The following is a 19,418-nucleotide window of genomic DNA, read 5'->3' on the forward strand; positions in this document are numbered from 1 at the left end:
CTTTAGGAGTGATGGAGGTTAAACGCGATGTCAGATGATTGGAATGTTGAAGAGGAATTAAAGCCTCTTAAACTGACCTGTACTAGCTCGGATTGCAAAAATGGACAGCACTGCTACAAGCCCTCACGGAAACAAAAAGCAGCCAATGTCGTAGGACAGTGTCGATCGTGTGATGAATCTGCCCCCTTTGATTTAGAGCGAATCCAGAAGCTCAATCTTGAGGATATTGATTACACGATCGCTGCTTTGAGAAATGAACGTATTCGACAATATTATTGGACAAACAAGATTCCTCAAAAAGTCGAAAACTATGCCCGTCGTATAGGCATCAGTAAAATGGAGGCAGTAGTAGAAAAGCGAATTCGCAAATCTGTTGGTTCTCCTGCTGATGAATTCGATGGTCGTCAAACTCCTGTCGAGAATTCATCCAAGGTCAATGCCATTCATTTTGCTCAACATGCAACTGCTTCTTGTTGTCGGCAGTGTATGGAATATTGGTATGGCATTCCTAAAGGGCGATCGTTAACAGAACATGAGGTAATGTATCTGTCCAATTTGGGAATGAGATTTATTGGTGAACGATTTCCGTTCTTAACAAACGAAGGCGAGAAGGTTCCACCAATTCGGAACAAGGCTAGCAAAACAGAAACTAAAGCTTAAAACAGACGGAGTGAACGCTGTAATGGTGATTGACACTGAGGCTTTGTCTGCACGTTATCGAAAAGCATCTGTGAATTTAGATGAGAAACAGTTGCTGATTACAAATTTCTACAACACGCAACAAGAGAACGATTTGACGGAATCTCCGAACTGCCGAGGATTTGGGCGTGTTCGTCATTTCCGACGATCGAGCAGCAATCGCTGGTTATCGAACCCTTTGCCGATCGACCCGGCTTGCAAAGCGTTAGATCTTCCAGAGACTGACATGATTCGAGCGCAAGTTTTTCAAAGTGCAGCATGTAACTGGCGGTGCTGGTATTGCTATGTCCCATTTGAACTACTAGCTGCAAATCGCAAATATTCAGATTGGATGAGTCCATCTCGCTTGATCGATTTATATCTTGATCAACCTGATCCTCCTCCTATGATCGACCTGACCGGAGGGCAACCTGACTTAGTACCTGAGTGGGTTCCTTGGATGATGACTGAATTGAGAGAGCGAGAACTCGATCTCCAGGTCTATCTTTGGTCTGACGACAACCTGAGTAACGATTACCTTTGGCGCTTTCTATCAGATGCGGAACTTGAACTCATGGCATCTTACCCTAACTATGGTCGCGTCTGTTGCTTCAAAGGCTTTAATGCTCAGTCTTTTGCATTTAATACAGGTGCTGAAGCTGCTCTTTTTGACCAACAGTTCCAGCTGATGAAGCGATTATTGGACATAGGACTTGACCTTTACGCTTATGCCACATTTACATCGCCCAAAAAGGATGACATTAGTTCAGAAATGAAGCATTTTGTTGATCGACTTCAAGCAATACACGAGAATCTTCCTCTCCGGACAATCCCGCTGGAGATCCAAGCATTTACACCAGTTCAAGACCGCGTAGATGAGACAAGGGAAATAGCCACGAAAAACCAGTACTTCGCGATTGAGGCTTGGCAGACAGAGCTAGAAATCCGTTTCTCTAGCACCCAACGCGCTGAATCAATTGCAGATATTCTCCTCTGAACAACGAAACTCTTATGACAATGACAGAAATTGAGACGCAAGCGTTTGAACAAGCTGTCGAACGCTGGATTTTAGATGCGATCGTATCTGGAATTGACACATTTAGTCAGTTGATTGATGCACTACCAAGTGTTGATCCGGTCATCGCATTTGACACACTGAAAAGACTGAATGCTCATGCCCGTTTATCTCAGCGAACGTTTGCACAATTGCTTGCTCCAACAAGACGAAAGCAGACAAGATTCGACTCCTCACGCTATCAAATTGGATTGCCGCTGCCACATCCGTTAGATTTCGACTGGCGATTCACTGACATAAGTGTTAATGATTTGTTGCAGCAAGTTGAAAAAATGACAGCTTTTGATGATACTATAGTACTACTTGGAACACCTAGCTTGTTTCGAGGTGCGCGTACCATGTCTCACCGGCGAATGATTTTGCTTGAGGCAAATCGAACCATGACAAATTGCTTGATCTCAACAGCATCTTGCACTCAAGTCACCTGCTGTGACCTCCTAAAGGACGCAGCAGTAACTTTATCGGCGGGTGCAGTAGTTCTAGATCCTCCTTGGTATCCAGAACATATTCACGCATTTCTCTGGAATGCGTGTCAAGTTTGTAGTCTGGGCGGACATATTTTAGTAAGCCTTCCACCGATTGGTACTAGACCTAGCATCGATCGAGAATGGAGTGACTTGCTAATTTGGGCAAACCAGCTTGGTCTTGAACTGGTCGATCGAGAGAAGTTGTCACTCTCCTACTTGACTCCTGCCTTTGAGCGTAATGCGTTTAGAGTCGCAGGTGTTCCTCCCGTACGGCGAGATTGGAGACGAGGGGATTTAGCGATCTTTTGCCGGGTAAGGTTGACACAAGTTCAACGTCCTACGGTGGCGATACAGGATGTTTGGGAGGAGATTAATCTGTTGGGGATACGAATTCGCGTTCGTCCTTGGACTGATTCAGAATTTAGCGATTCAAAGTTAGTGCCCATTCTGCCTGGTGATGTTCTTACCTCTGTCAGTCGTCGGGACTCTCGGCGAGGTCTAGCAGATGTTTGGACATCTGGCAATCGAATTTTTAGATGTCAAGGACGCAGTATACTTTTTCAGGTTTTACAGGCAATTTCGACCGGGAGCCAAACGCATGATGTCGTGGAAGCATTTCTGAAGCGATCTCTGCATTCCAGCGAGGCAGAGGTCATTTCAGAAACAACCAGGCAGATCCTGTCGTTGATTAATACCGAACAAAAGGAGAACTTACTCTTTGAAGACTACTGGAACAATACAAACTTCTCTCTTGCCGCTAGTTAGTGAGCTACGATCTGCCGTGGAGGGGGATTCATTTTGGCAACAATATTTGTCTCCTCTACCTCAGCAGGCTGCATTGCCATTCACATTACATCTAGGGGTGTTCGTAGAACCGTATCTCCAGTTCATTTTAGAGGGCAAGAAAACGATAGAATCCCGATTTGCTACGCGCCGATTTGCACCCTATAACCAGGTTGAGAAAGGAGATGTCATTTTACTCAAACAATCCTCCGGTCCAATCGTTGGCATTTGTCAAGTGACTCATTGCTGGTTTTACGAGCTTGATCCAGAATCCTGGGAAACGATTCAACGTGATTTTGCTCAGGCATTGTGCGCTCAAGACCCCGAATTTTGGCAACAGCGACAAGCTGCCTCTTACGCAACTTTAATGAGAGTCCAGTTTGTTAAAGCTATCGAACCCATTCCCTTTGCAAAGCGTGATCGTCGAGGTTGGGTCATTTTACAGCCTGGTGGTGATCAGCAACTAAATCTCGAAATTTAAGCCCTATGAAGCCAGCCGTTCTTGCTCTTTCAGGCAGTATTGCCAGTGGAAAGTCAACGCTTTCTAGAGAACTTGCACAATCCTTCCAATGGTCTTATGTGAGCTTTGGGGATTATGTTCGATCAGTTGCGCGGAATCAAGGACTTGCAGAATCGAGAGAATCTCTACAGTTGATCGGCACAGAGCTACTACAAAGAGACACAGGGAAATTTTGTCGTGCAGTTTTAGCCCAAGCTCAGTGGCAAGCTGGACAGCCGATAATTGTTGATGGCATTCGGCATGTGGAGGTTCTTGATTGCTTAAGACAAATTGTTGCCCCAATAGATCTGTATCTAATTTTCGCCAGCGTTGACGAAGTAACGCGATCAGCCCGCCTTCTTGAAAGAGGAACAACTAGCTTAGAAAAACACCAAAAATTAGAGCAGGACTCCACGGAACAGCAGGTGAAAACTGATTTAGTCCAAAAATCTGATCTGATTGTCAGTAGCACTCAACCTTTGGAGATTCTTATTCAACAGATCAGTAATTGGCTTGAGTCACAATGTTCTTAATTTGAGGTTCTTGAAACCTAACTTTTTTGCATTTTTTATACTATTTCTCAAATCGTCCGCTCCACTCAAATGACTCGTGTAGAATCTGCTCCATTGGGATCAAAGCGTAGCCAAATTGTGTTCTTACCCACGGGATTCTATTCAGCATTTTTACAACACCCTTTATTTTTGTTTCTGGCACTTCCCGCTCACTGAGCCATTTGAAATGCCGAATCACATCATTCAAACAGCCGAGCGTTTTTCGATCCTGTGTCTCGGCAATAGGAGCCGCTTCCAAGCGTTGCACCACTCGATCGATCACGCCCGCTTCAACTTCTTCAGCCGTCAGAGCCTGCCGTAAGCTCTCCATCAAAATCTGCTGAAGCTGTCGCAATTCATTCCGCCGCTTGCCATATGAGATCGCGACAAATAGAGTTGCTGGATTGATAAACACCACGCATTTTTGGCGATCAAGAATGACCAAATTGGCATACCATTCATCTAGCGGCAAATCAGACAACTCCGGATTCTCGGCTCCAGAGCTTCCAATTTCAGTCAGCAGTTTCTGAGTACAACGAATCACGGGCATATGGTGCAGTTCTATCAGAGATCCACTATGACAACTTTGCAGCGTCCAGCAATGCTATCAGCTTTCTTTTTTTACCATGCGTCAGAACTAAACTGCTGCGATAAGTTTGCCATTCGGCTTGGCGTTCGGACTCAACATAAGCCGCTTTGACTCGTTTCAGCCATTCGATCGCAGTGCTATATTTATCGCTCCTTCCCGCATTCATAATCTCGTCGGCTTGCGGAATAGCAGTATCAATCACCCAATCCGGTTGATAGGGAATCACAGCATCCATCACTCGGTAAGCTAGCGACGGATTGTAGATGTATCGTTTGCTGACGGTTGCAATAGCATCATCCCACATCTCCTCATGCAGAAAGATCGTAACTTTTGCTTCGTCGCTGTTCCACGCATCCGCTTGGCGAAGTGCCTTCAACAGTTTTGGCTTCAACTGCTTCCAACCCTTACCCGATAGCGTTGGTAGTCGTTGGTAGAGATCGAAGGAAGGGCGATCACCAAAAGCAGTCTGGTATGCTTCAATGGCAATCTCAGGCTGACTCAACCCTTCGGCAAGCTCACCCGTCCAGATTGCAAAGTCATACCGCTCATAACTAGAAAACGCTAATCCCTGTTGAGCAATGTCTAGGGCTTCCGCAAGATGGTTCGATTCTCGTAGGGTTTTTGATAGAGCAATCGCTTCCTCTAGAGTCGATAGTTCTGTTTGCGCCAGTGAGATCGCAGTCTCAACCTCTCCAGATTCAGCCAATCGAGTCAAATATTGCTTCGTTAATCCTGCCACTCGTGCCAAGTTGAGATACTCCGCTTCTCGATTCTGTCGATCCAAGATTTGCAGCCGAATCAAGGCTAAATCTGCGGTGAAATCAGGACGCTCCTCAAGCCAAAATTCTGCTTCTGAGATTGTTCCCACTAATATTTCCTGCAACGTTGGATCACTCCATCCCTGTTCTAATGCCGCAAGGCTCATGCCAAAATCAGCTTGCAATTCATCTTGCCAAGCTTCGAGCATCGTTTGGAGATCCACGGCTTGCGCTTCATCTAGGTCGGTTGACAAAATGGCTTCCGTCCAAGCTTCGTTCAATTCCTGATCAATGCCATAAATTTCGCCGCCATATTCATTCAGTTCATCCCATTCTTCGGCATAGCTCTGTGTAATGGCTTCAAGAATGGCAAGAGCGCTCTCTCCATCACCATTCTGAGAAAACGATCGCGCCCGATCAATCAGTTCCGATAACGCTTCTCCAAACGGATCATGCTCACAACCGTACTCCAGTTCTCGAATGCCCTCGCGCAGAATGTGTCGGACTTGTCGTCGGAAAGGAGTAACATCGATCGGACTTCGCCGAGGCTTACGGGAAGTCTTCGCAGGCTGCGGATTGGTCATTAAATGCACTTGTCGATCGACCCAGTCAATTAGCTCTGGCTGTGCTGCGACTAATTCTTGCACCAATCGCTGAGTCTGAACCGGATTTAAGCGATCGAGCAATTGCACCAACGTTGGACGCACTTCGATTTGATCCGGTAGCCGATTACAAGTCAGTAAAGTCGCGATGATGTGCTTACACCACCCGCCATATTCGTAAGGACAAGTGCAATGAGCAGCAGTTACCCCTCCAGCATCAAACTCAACTGTCACGCGATAAGGTTTGACTTCTGTGCCTTCGACTTCGGATTGCAACATTGTGCCGCGCTGCACTACATCCACGACTGAGCCAGCACGATCGTACTCTTTGCCACGACTAAACGAGTTTTCAGTTGAGTTTTGCCGAATCACGCCTTCAGAAATCGATGGGAACTGCATAAAACACACGTTGAGCATCTACTTTCAGCCTATCAGAACTGTGGGAAAGCTTCACTCTGCGTTCAATATGTTTTTTGCGCTCATGATTTTGAGCGTTTCAGCTTCTCCAATTTTCTGCACAAGAATTAGACCAGCATTGTACTTGATGAGCGCTGAAGGATGATCTAGAGCGTTCCTCAGCATTTGTATAGAAAGCTCGATGTGTTTAACGCGCTCCCATCTTGGGATGGCAGGCACTTCAGGAACATGCGTAAAGAAATCTGTCTTTTCGCGAATTTCAGCAACTTTATCAAAAGCCCATAACCATCTTTCCGAGTTCTCAGAATCGTTCAAAGCAGATTCAATTTCGTCGAAATCTATATCACATTGAATCTGCTCTAAAAGTAGTTTCGCTTCGACTGCTAAGCTATGAAGGTCGAGTCCCATTGCTGTAACTGCACCTTTGAGAACGAGATCAACTGTCTCAGGGTTTTGGTACTGCCCTAAATTATCCCAATCCTGATTAGTTACCTCCCATCCCTGCATACCTTGAATAAGAACTCCTAGAAGAGGAAACTCTTGGGAAAGTTTTACCGGAAGTGATATCGGATCATATTCTGAAATACGAAGAATTGCTTCGAGAAATACTTGCTCACCACCTCTTACGGATCGCTTATGCTTCAATTCTGTCAGCGACTGCTTGGCTTGTATGATTGTATCTGCAAAGCTTGTAGAAAGTTCACGGGGAGGAAATAGATAATTTTGCAAAGAATATAAAGTCTGCCATGCTGCTAATTCTTGTTCTACCTTCTCACCATTCTTCCTTTTACTTTGCAACTTTTCTAAAGCTTTATTCTGCGCGTCTAGAACAAGTTTTATTATGAAGCGTTTAGTTCCGAACGTTATTCGCCCTTGATCAACAACTGCTTTTATGCGCTGAGCAGTTTCAGAAGTTGGCTTTCTCTCAAGTAGGAATTTGAAGCCTTGAACCAACATTTGACTCTGAAATCCTTCCATCACTGTGAAACGCCCGAATGGATTGAAATGCTTCTTGTTTGATTTATCTTGAACATTACTTCGATTCTGCTTAACTTCAACAGCAATGATATCTATCTGATTTTCCAAGGTGACTATATCAACGTATTCGTCACTAGAAGCAAGAGATAGCCTAAGTGCGGCTAACCTTGTCCAAGACTGGGAATGCTTCAACAATGCTTGTGCAATTCCACCAACTAAATCTGGAGCCTGTTGAGATAGACCAAGTAATGCCTCGGCTGCCTCAAATACCATAGAGCGTGTAGGTAACTCTAAACCCTGCTTTAATCGATCAACAACTTTTATTAATTCGTGCGAAGGAACAGATAATTCATGTAAAGGAACAGATGATTCTTGCAGCAACTTGGCAGCTAATAAAATCTCTTTTGAATTGGCTACATCTGGGTTATCTAGTTCAAGGAGATAGCGAACAATTGCTTCCGTTGCGCCCAGTTGAGCAGCAAATAGTATGGTCTCTTGCCACGTAGGATTCTGCCTGACCTCTGTTATCCATTGATAGAGTTTCTCTGGCTCCATCTCTGAAGCATAGCGCCCTGCGGCGTACTCACTGATTGTGCGATGAATGAATGCAATTGAATCAACACAGCCAATTCTGATGCGCTCAAAGATGCGCCGCTGCTCCCAGACTCTGATTCCATCTTCTGCTTGATTTTGCGCTTGCAGTGAACTGATGCCTAACTCACTTGCTAATTGTTTTCCTACAGCATGTCTAAGCTCGCTTTCAGAACAAGTAGGGCTACATAGCAGTTTCCATCCTGCTATCTCAAGAATACGTTTCGCAGTTGACTCCCTAAAATCGATTGTTTCTCTATCCTGTAAAGGACGTTTATAAGCAAGTTCAATCATCTTCCCGTAGAGTTCTACACGGTTCTGAATTGGTTCTTCTTGTTCCTGAAAGATTTGAATTAGAAATCCTAGTAATAAAGGATTCTTTGCTGCAACTGACAAGGTTCCGTTGGTCTCAAGCCAACTCTTAAATTTCTTTTCATTCGATGGGTCACCCAACAATCGATTAGCAAATTTAAGAATTTCTGAAGATTGTAAAGGTAGTAGATCTAAAGATTGCCAGTCAGGAAAAAGCTCTGGCTCATAGCCGAATCGCGTCGTTACAATAATTCTAGTTGCAGAGTGACCACTTGCCCAAGATCTTAGTTTCTCCGCTATGTTCGCTCGATCGTCTTCACACTCATCTAGTCCATCAGCGAATAAATAATCAGGGTTACTGAGTGCAAACTGTGCTTGCTCTTTGCTGAGGGAAGAGGTGCTAATCGCATCTTGCAGAATTGCGTCATCAAACGAACTACAAATAGACAGTATTTTACGGACGGATGGAAGTCGAACTCTCAGAACTATTTTTCCAGCACCAGACAAACGATGTGATAGATACTTGATCAAAGTACTTTTGCCGCTACCTGGTTCACCTGTCACGACACTCAGTGGATAAAGCTCCGGGATATACTTTGCCTCAAAAAATTCCTGTTTTTCACCATGCTGTTTTGTCTGCAATGAGAGCCAATCTTCTACTATTGAAAGGTTTTCTTGAATTCCTGGGACAATTAGAGAGGATGTAATTCCTTTAAGCCAGTTTCTATACTTTTCGACTATAGTAGCTCGCTCTTGTGTAAGTGGGACAGAACTAATAGGTTCAGTAACTCCCAAAAACGCTTCACTCCATATGGAGCCAAAATGAGTTTCAAGAATACGACAAGCGGCTTTTTGTGGAAGATCCCTTACTTTTTGAGAAATGTCCTGCACATCCCACAGACTCCAAGAAGAAGTAGAATTAATAGCATCACGCACCTTAGCTGTTGCTTCGCATGATAGTAATAAAGTGTAGCGGTCGGCTTGATATGTTGCTGTTTGAATAGCTTGCTTTGCCTTCCTTTCCGTAAACTTCTCATATTGCTTACATTGAAAAGCCCATTGCTCACCATTCTCTAATTCAGCGATCAAGTCAATTCCTTGCTGACAGTCTCCTTGTTTGCCATATCGGTGGCAACTCTTAATCTCAGGTAGCCCGGCGACAAAATCAAGACAGAAAGATTCAAAGCGATCCCACGAAAAGGCAGAATCATTAAGAGGCAACTTATCTGGACGCTGTATGACAGGCGGTAGAACCATAATTTCGCCACTTTAAAGCTTCACCAAGGTAGCATAAGTAACTCTGCCGTGCTTGGCTTTAAACATAGAACAACCGGACGCTGAGAGACTCCTATCCATACTTGAATACAGCACTGTTCAGCGACTCTTTCTATGCCCGAACAATTGTAACACTTCTCTTTTGAGGCGTTGTCGCCAGCTCGGTTGTCAGTCGTTCCTCGATCGGGGCAGCAAGTCCGACGACGATCGAGATTTGGCATCTCCTAACTGCTGCATATATGCGAACAGTACGAGATCGCCCCTATAGGGAAATGAATATTACGGGTACTATTGGTTTAACTGAAATTGAGAAAACGACACTCATACTGTTGGGCGCGATAACAGCGAAGCTCCCGCATTCGACAACACCAAATTTCCCACAGACGAATCGCCCGCACGATTGCCATCTAATTTCGCCAGCTAGAATCAGCTATATTTGAGGAAGCTCAATCCCTAAAGAGATCGAGGAGATACCAGTGAACACTCCCCTAGAAATCAACAGCGAACTCTTACAGGCTGCGATCGCTCTTGACGAAGAAGCCAGCACCGAAGCGATCGTCGAAACCGCGCTGCGCGAATATATCCAACGCCGCCAGCAGCTCAAACAAGAAGTCATGATCGGAGCCGCCGCCGCTGATCGAGGCGATCTAATCGACGGTGAAACCGCTATGAATGCTCTCAAACAGAGACTCGACTCCTGGCGCAATCAGGCATCCTCATGAGTCGCCGTTATCAGATTACTGCCCCAGCCAATCAAGACCTCGAAGAAATTTTGCGTCAGATTGCTGAGACATCTGGCTTCGATCGCGCCGACCAATTCTTGAGCCGCTTCACCCAAAACTTCGCAATATCGCCAGCTTTCCCAATCTCGGCAAGCCCCGAAAAGAATGGGGCGAAAATTATCAAAGTTTGATTCAGGACAACTATCTCATCGTCTATCGAGTCACCGACGAAGTAGTCGAAATTCTCCGTGTAGTCAGCGGTTATCGGGATCTTGACACCTTGTTCAACAAGGATCAAGACAATCCTCTCTAACTAGACCCCGTGATTTCAATGCAGCCTGATAGGAAAAGGAGCGAACCGATGGCAGCGATCAACAATCTGAGTTCGCAGCAGTTCTACCACGGCACAAAAGCAGACCTGAGAGCAGGAGACTTGATCGAGTCCTGCAATCCCTCGTCACCCTATGTCTACCTCACCCCCAATCTGGATGCGGCAATTTGGGGAGCAGAGCTAGCTCTCGGTGAAGGACGCGCCAGAATCTACATCGTGGAACCGACGGGACTCATCGAGGATGACCTCAATGTAACGAACCAGAAATTCCCAAGGAATCCAACGAAGTCCTATCGATCGCGAGAGCCGCTGCGAGTCATGGGCGAGGTCATCGATTGGCAAGGACACTCTCCAGAAGCACTTAATACCAAATCAATTTGTGAATGCGACAGATGTCGCGCCCTAAATCCCCCAAAATGGGGGACTTTAAGAATCGAATGCTGCTTTAGCTTGAAGTCCCCCACTCGTAAGGGATTTAGAGATGCTCAGTCTCAAAGACTTGACTCAAATAATCTAAAGCTTTGCGAACGCGATCGATCTTAATTTGATGCGTTTCTCTAATGACTCGTAAAACATGAGCTTCAACGAGATTGGCAAACGAGAGTTTAGGCTGATTTGGATCAGGGCGTTGAATCAGTGGCTCAAATTGCTGTTGCCCCTTTTGAGTTGAATAAGAGCGCCCGTTAATCCATGACCGCAGCGTGCCCAGAGGCATTCGCACGTATCGAGCGGCATCTGCCACCAAATACGCTGGTACGTTATAGATTTCGGCATCCCAATTCAACACAGGTTTTTTTCGGAAAATATAGCAATAGGTTCTATATTCTAAGCATACCGACTCTAAGTGGAAACGATCAGAAGTTTCTCTCCTTGAAAGCTCTATTGGGGGAAGTTTGGGGGGATTTTTGGAAGCGATCGCGCAACCTCCTTCACCAACAAAGCTTTTACTAAATGACCCCGATCTTGGGGTAGTAGGGGTCGTGGGTTCAAATCCCGCCGCTCCGATTAGATGAAAGCCTTGCAGGGTAATACTTGCAGGGCTTTTCTCGTGGAAAGGGGACTTCGGCACTGCGGTAGAATTGGTACAGAATCTAGTACGATTTACCTCGATTTGGAGCGTTAATTGGCACTAGATTGGAACTCAAATTGCCTCGAAACTACCCCCTAGTCAGCGAGTGCCACTATGGCCCAATCAAAATCCCAAGCCGGAAAAGTTGAAATTCTGGTTCAAAACGATCGCCTTCGATTGCGCTGGTCCTGGATCAAATCATTAGGCGGCGACGGCAGGCGTTATGTTCTGCCTTTAGGACTGCCGGATACCCCTGTGAATCGAAAAGTGGCTCAGACGAAAGCCCAAATCATTGAGCAGGATTTAGCCACCAATCACTTCGACCCCACACTCAACAAGTACCGTGTGCAGCAATCGACGACAAGGCTGACCGTGGTTGCTCTGTTTGAACGGTATATAGAGGCGAAGACGCCGCACGTTTACAAGTCCACGTTGATTATACCGGGGCTTGCTGTCACATCTTAAGAAGCATTTCCGCGCGAAACCTGCCAATGCGATCGGACAAGTTGAAACGATTGTATTTCGCGACTGGCTGACAAACTTAGAGAAGCTAGAGCCAATTACCGTAAAAGATAAGCTGTATCTTATTTCGGCTTGCTGGGACTGGGCAGTTTTAGAAAAGATGTGCCCGGATAATCCTTGGTTGCCTGTCGTGTCCTCGTTCAAAGTGCCACCCAAGCAGAAACCGAAGTCCTTTACGCGTGACGAAATTAAAATGATCGTGCAGGGGTTTCGCACCGATCCTGAATATTGCTTCTATGGCGATTTCGTGGAGTTTTTCTTATCAATTGGATGTCGGACAGGCGAAGCGGTTGCGCTGTTATGGAAGCATGTGAGTGATGATTGTGGAACAGTCTGGATTGGTGAGAGCGTAACTGTGGATGGAGATCGCAAGGCGGAGAAACGGTATCGGGCGCGATCGCTGCCTTTGCCAGATCGACTCAAGGCATTGCTTCTGGCTCGTCGCCCTGCCAAGGTCGATCCCGAAGCTCCTATTTTTTTATCACGACGAGGGAAAATAATTAGTACCCGGAATTTTGCGAAGCGAGCTTGGAAAACGGTGCTGGAGAAATTGAGCATCGATTATCGTCGTCCCTACACGAGCCGTCGAACATCCGCAACGATCAGCGTTTATGAGTATGGGGAAAATCCAGCGATCGTAGCGCGTCGATTAGGGCATGATCCGAGGACGTTGTTTCGCAATTACCTGGACGATGGAGAAGGATATATTACACCACCACCGGATTTGCTAGCGGACTAGGAAATAATTCATGCCCCATCCAAGCTAGATGTAGAGCATCTAAATCGTGACAAGTTCTAGCTCTTTGTTGTGCTGATTCTGATTGCGACTTCTTGAATTTCTGCTGCGATCGCTCGAAATGCTTCATCTTGATTGTCCCAAAGAGTTACAGCCACACCGTTTTTGGGCAAGACGGGTATGTTGCCCAAGAGTTCTCCGGTTAAGTTCACAGGACGCAACAAAATAGGAATAACATGAGCTTCACCTGCCTGGTGTCGTGCGATCGCTCGTCGAATTTCTACTTCATAGCAATGGTCATCTGCCACTGAGTCAGGGCTGATTAGCAGCAGAATGATATCAGCCGTATTGAGGCGATCGTTAATCACTTGTTCTCGCTCTTCTCCAGGGAGAATTTTACGATGATCCCAGCTTGTAATAGCGTCTTGGCGTTTGAGTACGTCCAGATGTTTAACGAGTTCATTTTGTAGAAGTTCATCGTTTGAAGCATAGGAAAAGTAGATAGCAACGGTTTTGCCTGAAGGAATAAGACCTTGAGCAACTTCGTGATTGTAAAACTTGTAGCGGCTTTGAATGGTTGGAATTACCCAAGCAATCTGCTCAATGTAATTCCTGGTAGCTATGTTTTGCAAAACTCGTAACTTGCTTGCCGCAATTTCGGGATGACATCCAACAAGAACTAAAGCAACCCTGTTGGAGAAATATCGATCTGCTCTATACTGCCCTGGGTTTTCTAATGCTTCTACCAGCCAATTGCACGTATCGTGATCAGCCAACTCAGATAGAATTTTAATCACTTCGTTTGTTGATTCCTGTCCTGCATCAATTAGTGCTTGACGCAGGTAGGGCAGCACTGCTGCTCTGCCGAGCTTACCAAGCTCAACAGCAGCAGTTTGCCATCCTTCCTCTGTTAACTGAACTATATTCCATAAGGGTTCTTTCACGTTGAGTTTTGCCAAGCATCTGATCGCTTGTATCCGACTGAAGTAGCTTTTATTCAGAGCAATCAATAGTTCTGGAATAGATTCTCGCCTGCCAAAATTACTTAATGAAAATGCTGCTTCTCTACGAACGTCTGAATTATCATCAGAACGCAAAACAATTAGTAAGTGTGAGATCGCCTCTTCATGATTAACACATCCTAGAGCCTGAGTAGCCATTAATCGGATATGTGCCCAATTATCCTTCTCAATAGATAAGTTAGGCTTTGCGGAAGTCATCCCAAGCTTTACCGCTTCAGCGAGTGTAGGGAGAGCGGAAGTATTCCCCAGACTGCCCAAAGTGAAGGCAGCAGTTCTAGCGATATCGGAATTTTCATGAGTCAGCAATTGTTCTAGTCGGCTTTGATCTTCAATTCTTCTATTGATAAGCCTCTTTTTGACTTCATCACGAAGTTTTGAGTCAGGATGCGCGACAAAATTAATTAGTGTCTGAGTGACAAGCTCACTCGTCGATTTCCCTAGTAGCTCAATTAGGCGTATCTGAATAGATACATTTTGTTCTTGTTCTAAAATTTCTACTAATTGGGGAACAAACGGTTCAAGAGAGTTTCTATCAGCTGCTCCAACTAAATTGAATAGATAGTTTTTATCGCTTTGAATTTCTGGATTTCTCAGTTCATGTATCAGTAGTTCGAGACATGCTTGACCATCAAGCTTCATAAGTAGACTTGGTGCTTGAGTTACCGTCCATATCAAGACGTTTCCGCTTCTTCGATCCGCCAGTAGCTTACTACGAAGAAAAATGATTGCTTTCTGTGGAGCGATATATGCTAATGCCTCAATATGAGCCATCCAGGTAACAGCTGTTGGGTCATTATCTCTAAAGGATAGTTGAGCAAAAAATACTGAATCAATCTCTTTTAATCTATTTACAAGAAAATCAATTACGGCTTGGTCGCTAGTCTGTCCCACAAAATTTGCAGCGATTCGGGTGACATTGATATCCTGACTATTCAATGCTTGAAGAAGCGATGGAAGAACTTCTTTCGATCGTGTTCTTCCCCAAAGCTCTACTCTCAACCACTCTGGCAGATTTCGACTGTCTATTAATTGATTAGTTAGCTCTACAGTCTTCTTGTGAAACTGCGGACTAGCTGCACCTGCTAATCTCGCGCCTAGTAATAAATCGACCTCCAGCGCCAACTTGACCACACGTTGGGCTTGAAGTTCTTCTTTTACCAAGGTCAACATTAAAGCGATTGCCTCAGTCCACTTCAAGTAATTAAGGTACTCTCGCTTCAGCTTTAATGGTTCATTAATAAGCTCCGGCAGTTGTCGCAGCAAAAACTCAGCCGCATAGTATTCCTGAATAATATGATGACAAAAACTGATTTCGCATCTGTTAGTTTGTAATAGGTGATATTTTAAGAGATTTTTGATTTCCGCTTGAGCTTGCTTGAGATCTAGTGCTGGAGTGATGGGGAATTGAGTTAGAAATTTTGCTGCCTGCCCTTCTGAAATGATCAAACCTGGATCGTGAGGATCGGGCGATCGCAACATCTCAAAAGCTAAATATTCAAGCCACAAGTTCCATGAGTCAATCATCTCCTCTGAAACTGGAATGCCCTCTTGATTGAGTTTGTAGTTGGTATAGCTCCTTTTGAACTTACGAAATGCTTCTCCTATGCTTTCTGGAATTTCACCTGATTTTTTGAATACGTCATAGAGCATCCACAGAACGAAGGGAGTTTTTCCAAGTTCAGGGTTACTTTTGTTCAGGAGGTTCAACACCTGGTGCTCTTGCCCTGGCATACAGTGTTGCAAAAATCGCTGAATTTCAGAAGGTTCGAGCGTTTGTAGCTGTAATTTCCGTTGGATGCCGAGGTCAAAACCCAGATTGCGAGTAGTGCAGACGAGCGGGACACCAGCGCGATCGCATTGCTGCCGAAATGTCGTTAATTTATTTTGAATCACATTTGCAGGAATTTCATTTAATCCATCGAGTAACAGAATGAAGCAATTCTTCTGAAACAGCAGCGTTTCGATAGCTGTAATTTCTAAAAACAGGTCTGGTTTCAGTGCTTCTTGAATGAGAGCTAATATTCCTGAGCTATCTCCAGTTTCACGCGCAGAATTTGCATAATCTTTTAGCCTTATCAGAACAGGAATTCGAGGGTTTGTGATCCGGAGTTCTTGCCTTGCTAAATCAACCAAGAGGCGTAACAGTGTGGTCGATTTGCCTAATCCTGGAGCGCCGACCAACAAGACAGGCTCCGATTTGACATAGTGAATAATTCCTTCAAGTAAAGCCCAAACCCGCTTCTCTTTTTGTGCTGGATTCTCTTGACTCTGCTCTTCAGTTTGCACCATTTGTTCAAACGTGAAGGTTGCCTGTTGAGCTGAGATTGCTTCAGTCAAACGATAGGAATTCCACCATTCACTTCGGGAAAGATAATCTAAGTACTGACGAACTTTTTGATCATCTAAGATTTTGCTTTGATTAGTAGCAGTCGGTAATAAGTTGCTCCACCGTTGATCAAGTTGATGAAATTGCTGTTGTAATTGTCGCAATTGGGGAAACTGCTCCAAAATAACAGCAGCGGATATAGCACCACCGCCTAAATCAAAGGAGCGATCACGAGTAAACTTCACGCTCCCACAAACTTCGCCCGTTCTCTGATTCAGCAATGGCGCTCCACTCATTCCAGGTCGCACCTGCCCCAAAGCAAACTTGATGAGCGGCGGAGTGTCTCCCGTTAATCCCTCACAGGCAAGCGTGACAGGACAGCCGTTAGGAAAATCCTCATCGGGATAGCCAAACAAATACAGTGGATCGCGAGAACGAACCTCCTCACCCAGAAGCACACAAGGCGGATTGGCATCAGTAGGAAGCGTCACGCGCAGCAACGCTAAGTCGTAGGGGTCCGGGATCGCTCGCTCTACAACTGCTTCTGCCCAATTTTCTTGGTTCTGCCACCGTACCTGAATCGGCTGCCCCTGTGCCGCTTGAATTACATGAGCGCACGTTAGAATCCAGCCCGGAGCCACAAAAAATCCAGTGCCCCAACCGACCCGATTGCTCAGGCTGAGTTTGACGGTACAGTGTTGCAACAAATCCTCTAACTGACTCATGGCTCAACCTTAGACGCAGCTTCCCACTCCAGGGTAATTTCTAGATTGGCTTTGCCTGAGCCTTTGACGATGACTGCGGTTAACTGACCAGACTCGATCGCTAATTCCATCCCAAATTTCACCGTCGCCTTCTTCGGTTTCACCTTTTGGATCGGAGTAGCAATCATTTGCACGACACCCTCGATCGCATCTGCGACAGGTTGAAACTGTTTTGGGTCAAAGCTTACGTCTTCTCGTCCAGTTTTAGCGACTTCGACTTTGACAATCGCTCCATTCGGAAGCTGAACTGAAACGGTTTCCGTATGGGAATCTGAAAAAGCCATTTGATCAATCTCTAGCGGTCAGTACCCCGATATTATAAGAGTCCGATATAATACATGCCACTTCAAGGATGATCCTGAATTTGAAACCATCTCAAGACGCTTTGCGTTTTGATCTTCTCGGTTGATTGCTAGGTAGAGAAGCAATGAAACTGTCAATCGTTCTTTGATGAGCTGATGGATTGCCTCGGTGTCGATACCAGTCTTTTAGGAGTTCAACGTGGTAGACGACTTCGCCGCCGTCATGTTGCCAGTGAAGACCCTCAAGTAAGGTGCTGTTTGGGTCAACTCGCCATCGATCGAGCGTTTTCCAATGCTTGCAGACAATCTTAGCAGCATCGTGTTTGTCTACCCATTCAGGCAAGACTTGAAAGGATTCAAGACAGTCTAGTTTGGCATTCAGTTCTTCCAGTAGCAATTCAGCACGTTGGAGGAGCGCGATCGCTTGTTGTAGAATGCTCGTTGCATCTTCGTGATTCATAATGCGACGTTACTAAATAGACGTATTCAAAAATTAAATTAGGCAGAAAAAAGATGGTAGAACGGATTTTTTACCGCTCACCATCGAATGAAAAACTTGTTTCATTATATCCAGACTTCTCCGCATCGCAGTTGCTCATTAATAGGAATTGAATATGAGCAATTGTCGCGATTACTGCGGTATCTCCAACAGTTAGAAGCAGAATCCATTGCCCAACAGAACAGCCGAAAGATTCGGGTCAATGCTGCTGGAGCAGGTCGCCCAACAACGCTGAGTGCTGAAACCGAGATTCTGTTGTGCTTATACTACTTGCGACACTATCCAACCTTTGAGATTTTAGGCTTAACGTTTGAGGTGAGTTCCAGCCAAGCTCATGCGGTAATGCACTATTGGGTGCAGTTTTTGCGCCAAGCTTTGCCAGCGAGCCTGTTTGAGGAATTTGAAGAGTGCGAGGTAGCTTGGTCTGTGGTTACAGAAATGCTGACCGAATGGGAATTGATAGTCGATAGTACGGAGCGGGTGCGTCAACGACCCGGTGACTCAGACCAACAGACACAATACTACTCCGGCAAAAAGAAGCAAACGACTTACAAACAATCGGTGATTGGCTTGCCCGATGGCAGCGATATCGTGGATGCCATCGTTGCCCATCCCGGTCCGAGTGCCGATATCACCTTGTTCCGGCAACAGCAGTCCCAGTTTCAAGACGTGCAAACGTTTGCGGGAGACAAAGCCTATCAAGGGGCAGACCGCACTCGCACTCCACACAAGAAGCCAAAAGGACGGGAACTGAGTGAAGCGCAAACCCAAGCCAATCGCATTTTTGCAGGAGAACGCATTGTGATTGAACACTTGATGCGTCATCTCAAAATCTTCCGTGCTGCCAAAGAGATTGTGCGGTTGAGAAAAGACAATTATGCACAAGTCATCTTAGCCATTTGTGGATTAGTTCGACTGCGATTAGGCGCGATTGAACTGCCCGTTTAAGAAGTAGAAAAAACCGGAGGTGAGGGTGATGTAAGTCCTCGATCTTGATGGTTCATTGCTGATAGAAACTGCTGTAAACCCGCATGATTACGTCCGGCAACTATCCTGGTGAGATTGCCCTCAAAGCCAGGAACAGTATCGCTTGTAAATTTCTGGAAAGGTCTACTGTTTGATATTCGACCTCGTGAGGAGCGGGAAGTGCTATGAGTAAAGCGTACATTGTTGTAGAGGGACCGACCGATGCAGCAATTCTTAGGAAGATTTTGCCATCGGAGTCTCTTCAACAGGTCAAATTCATTGATGGTGAAGGTAAATATGGCGCGGTTTCAATGGCGCGGAAACTCTTGATGACAGAACACATTCCGACGGCTTTAGTGATTGATGCAGGGACTGATCATGCGTCGATGGTTCACGAGCAACAGGATTTGGACTATTTGTTGCGACTGGCAGCGGACGGAACACCCTTTCAAATCCTGGTAGTGCTTTATAGGGAAGGACGTAGAAAAGAGAGGAAGCGATAATAGAAAAGGAGATTGACTTGAGCTGACTCTTGATGATCAAGCCCTTACTAACCTGTCCGAACTGCGGTTCACACGACATCA

At 45.5% G+C, this 19,418-nt stretch carries 19 protein-coding genes and 1 pseudogene; 13 read left to right on the plus strand and 7 right to left on the minus strand.

Going from position 1 to position 19,418, the window contains the following annotated elements; translation table 11 throughout:
• Positions 1-27: 27 nt before the first annotated feature.
• From J0L70_RS30300 to J0L70_RS30320, 5 genes are read left to right on the plus strand one after another with little or no spacing between them, the layout of a single operon-like run.
• Complete coding sequence (locus J0L70_RS30300) at positions 28-660, plus strand: DUF4186 family protein (RefSeq protein ID WP_287457077.1); 633 nt, start codon at positions 28-30, stop codon at positions 658-660.
• Positions 661-682: 22 nt separating this feature from the next.
• Positions 683-1,675, plus strand: coding sequence for a hypothetical protein (locus tag J0L70_RS30305; RefSeq protein ID WP_287457079.1), 993 nt, complete (start codon positions 683-685; stop codon positions 1,673-1,675).
• Between the two features lie 14 nt (positions 1,676-1,689).
• Positions 1,690-2,985, plus strand: a complete 1,296-nt coding sequence (locus J0L70_RS30310) for a hypothetical protein (RefSeq protein ID WP_287457081.1) — start codon at positions 1,690-1,692, stop codon at positions 2,983-2,985.
• A gap of 46 nt (positions 2,986-3,031) precedes the next feature.
• Complete coding sequence (locus J0L70_RS30315) at positions 3,032-3,484, plus strand: ASCH domain-containing protein (RefSeq protein ID WP_287457082.1); 453 nt, start codon at positions 3,032-3,034, stop codon at positions 3,482-3,484.
• Between the two features lie 5 nt (positions 3,485-3,489).
• Positions 3,490-4,035, plus strand: a complete 546-nt coding sequence (locus J0L70_RS30320; RefSeq protein WP_287457083.1) for an ATP-binding protein — start codon at positions 3,490-3,492, stop codon at positions 4,033-4,035.
• 40 nt (positions 4,036-4,075) lie between these two features.
• Here J0L70_RS30320 and J0L70_RS30325 read toward each other — a convergent pair whose 3' ends face one another.
• The 3 genes from J0L70_RS30325 to J0L70_RS30335 are packed head-to-tail and all read right to left on the minus strand — an operon-like array spanning position 4,076 to position 9,557.
• On the minus strand, positions 4,076-4,603 hold the full coding sequence (locus J0L70_RS30325; protein ID WP_287457084.1) for a DUF6933 domain-containing protein: 528 nt from the start codon (positions 4,601-4,603) through the stop codon (positions 4,076-4,078).
• 25 nt (positions 4,604-4,628) lie between these two features.
• Positions 4,629-6,401, minus strand: coding sequence for an SWIM zinc finger family protein (locus tag J0L70_RS30330; RefSeq protein ID WP_287457085.1), 1,773 nt, complete (start codon positions 6,399-6,401; stop codon positions 4,629-4,631).
• A 51-nt stretch (positions 6,402-6,452) separates the two neighbouring features.
• The gene (locus J0L70_RS30335) at positions 6,453-9,557 is read right to left on the minus strand and encodes a restriction endonuclease (RefSeq protein WP_287457086.1); all 3,105 of its coding nucleotides are present in this window, start codon (positions 9,555-9,557) and stop codon (positions 6,453-6,455) included.
• A gap of 494 nt (positions 9,558-10,051) precedes the next feature.
• On the opposite strand from J0L70_RS30335, the gene J0L70_RS30340 reads away from it, so the two are divergent.
• The 4 genes and pseudogenes from J0L70_RS30340 to arr form a co-directional block, all read left to right on the plus strand.
• The gene (locus tag J0L70_RS30340; protein ID WP_190651709.1) at positions 10,052-10,297 is read left to right on the plus strand and encodes a type II toxin-antitoxin system VapB family antitoxin; all 246 of its coding nucleotides are present in this window, start codon (positions 10,052-10,054) and stop codon (positions 10,295-10,297) included.
• Entirely contained in the window at positions 10,294-10,488 is a 195-nt protein-coding gene (locus J0L70_RS30345; RefSeq protein WP_287457087.1) for a hypothetical protein, read from the plus strand. The genes J0L70_RS30340 and J0L70_RS30345 overlap by 4 nt, the downstream gene beginning before the upstream one ends.
• The gene (locus J0L70_RS32090) at positions 10,425-10,610 is read left to right on the plus strand and encodes a type II toxin-antitoxin system RelE/ParE family toxin (protein ID WP_353736682.1); all 186 of its coding nucleotides are present in this window, start codon (positions 10,425-10,427) and stop codon (positions 10,608-10,610) included. Before J0L70_RS30345 ends, J0L70_RS32090 begins: the two co-directional genes overlap by 64 nt.
• 48 nt (positions 10,611-10,658) lie before the next feature.
• Positions 10,659-10,991, plus strand: a pseudogene (gene arr / locus J0L70_RS32095) (NAD(+)--rifampin ADP-ribosyltransferase); the annotation flags it as partial.
• Between the two features lie 112 nt (positions 10,992-11,103).
• Here arr and J0L70_RS30355 read toward each other — a convergent pair.
• The gene (locus tag J0L70_RS30355) at positions 11,104-11,697 is read right to left on the minus strand and encodes a hypothetical protein (RefSeq protein ID WP_287457089.1); all 594 of its coding nucleotides are present in this window, start codon (positions 11,695-11,697) and stop codon (positions 11,104-11,106) included.
• Positions 11,698-11,811: 114 nt separating this feature from the next.
• Here J0L70_RS30355 and J0L70_RS30360 point away from each other — a divergent pair, with 114 nt between their 5' ends.
• Both J0L70_RS30360 and J0L70_RS30365 read left to right on the plus strand, forming a co-directional pair.
• Positions 11,812-12,162, plus strand: a complete 351-nt coding sequence (locus J0L70_RS30360; protein WP_287457090.1) for an Arm DNA-binding domain-containing protein — start codon at positions 11,812-11,814, stop codon at positions 12,160-12,162.
• Positions 12,146-12,958: a site-specific integrase gene (locus J0L70_RS30365; RefSeq protein WP_287457091.1), complete on the plus strand. Its 813-nt coding sequence runs from the start codon at positions 12,146-12,148 to the stop codon at positions 12,956-12,958. Before J0L70_RS30360 ends, J0L70_RS30365 begins: the two co-directional genes overlap by 17 nt.
• Positions 12,959-13,014: 56 nt before the next feature.
• On the opposite strand, the gene J0L70_RS30370 is transcribed toward J0L70_RS30365, so the two are convergent.
• The 3 genes from J0L70_RS30370 to J0L70_RS30380 form a co-directional block, all read right to left on the minus strand.
• Positions 13,015-17,028 carry a HEAT repeat domain-containing protein gene (locus J0L70_RS30370; protein ID WP_287457092.1) on the minus strand — a complete coding sequence of 1,338 codons (4,014 nt, stop codon included), beginning with the start codon at positions 17,026-17,028 and terminating at the stop codon, positions 13,015-13,017.
• A complete protein-coding gene (locus J0L70_RS30375) occupies positions 17,025-17,351 on the minus strand; it encodes a CU044_2847 family protein (RefSeq protein ID WP_287457093.1) in 327 nt (108 codons plus the stop codon). Before J0L70_RS30375 ends, J0L70_RS30370 begins: the two co-directional genes overlap by 4 nt.
• 91 nt (positions 17,352-17,442) lie before the next feature.
• A complete protein-coding gene (locus J0L70_RS30380) occupies positions 17,443-17,829 on the minus strand; it encodes a hypothetical protein (RefSeq protein ID WP_287457094.1) in 387 nt (128 codons plus the stop codon).
• Between the two features lie 87 nt (positions 17,830-17,916).
• Between J0L70_RS30380 and J0L70_RS30385 the strand changes: the two genes are divergently transcribed.
• Together J0L70_RS30385 and J0L70_RS30390 are read left to right on the plus strand one after the other, a co-directional pair.
• Positions 17,917-18,816, plus strand: a complete 900-nt coding sequence (locus J0L70_RS30385) for a transposase family protein (protein ID WP_287457095.1) — start codon at positions 17,917-17,919, stop codon at positions 18,814-18,816.
• A gap of 203 nt (positions 18,817-19,019) precedes the next feature.
• Entirely contained in the window at positions 19,020-19,337 is a 318-nt protein-coding gene (locus J0L70_RS30390) for a hypothetical protein (protein WP_287457096.1), read from the plus strand.
• Positions 19,338-19,418 lie beyond the last annotated feature (81 nt).

Origin of the sequence: Leptolyngbya sp. UWPOB_LEPTO1 (assembly GCF_017302695.1) — a bacterium.
GTDB classification, from domain to species: domain Bacteria; phylum Cyanobacteriota; class Cyanobacteriia; order Leptolyngbyales; family Leptolyngbyaceae; genus Leptolyngbya; species Leptolyngbya boryana.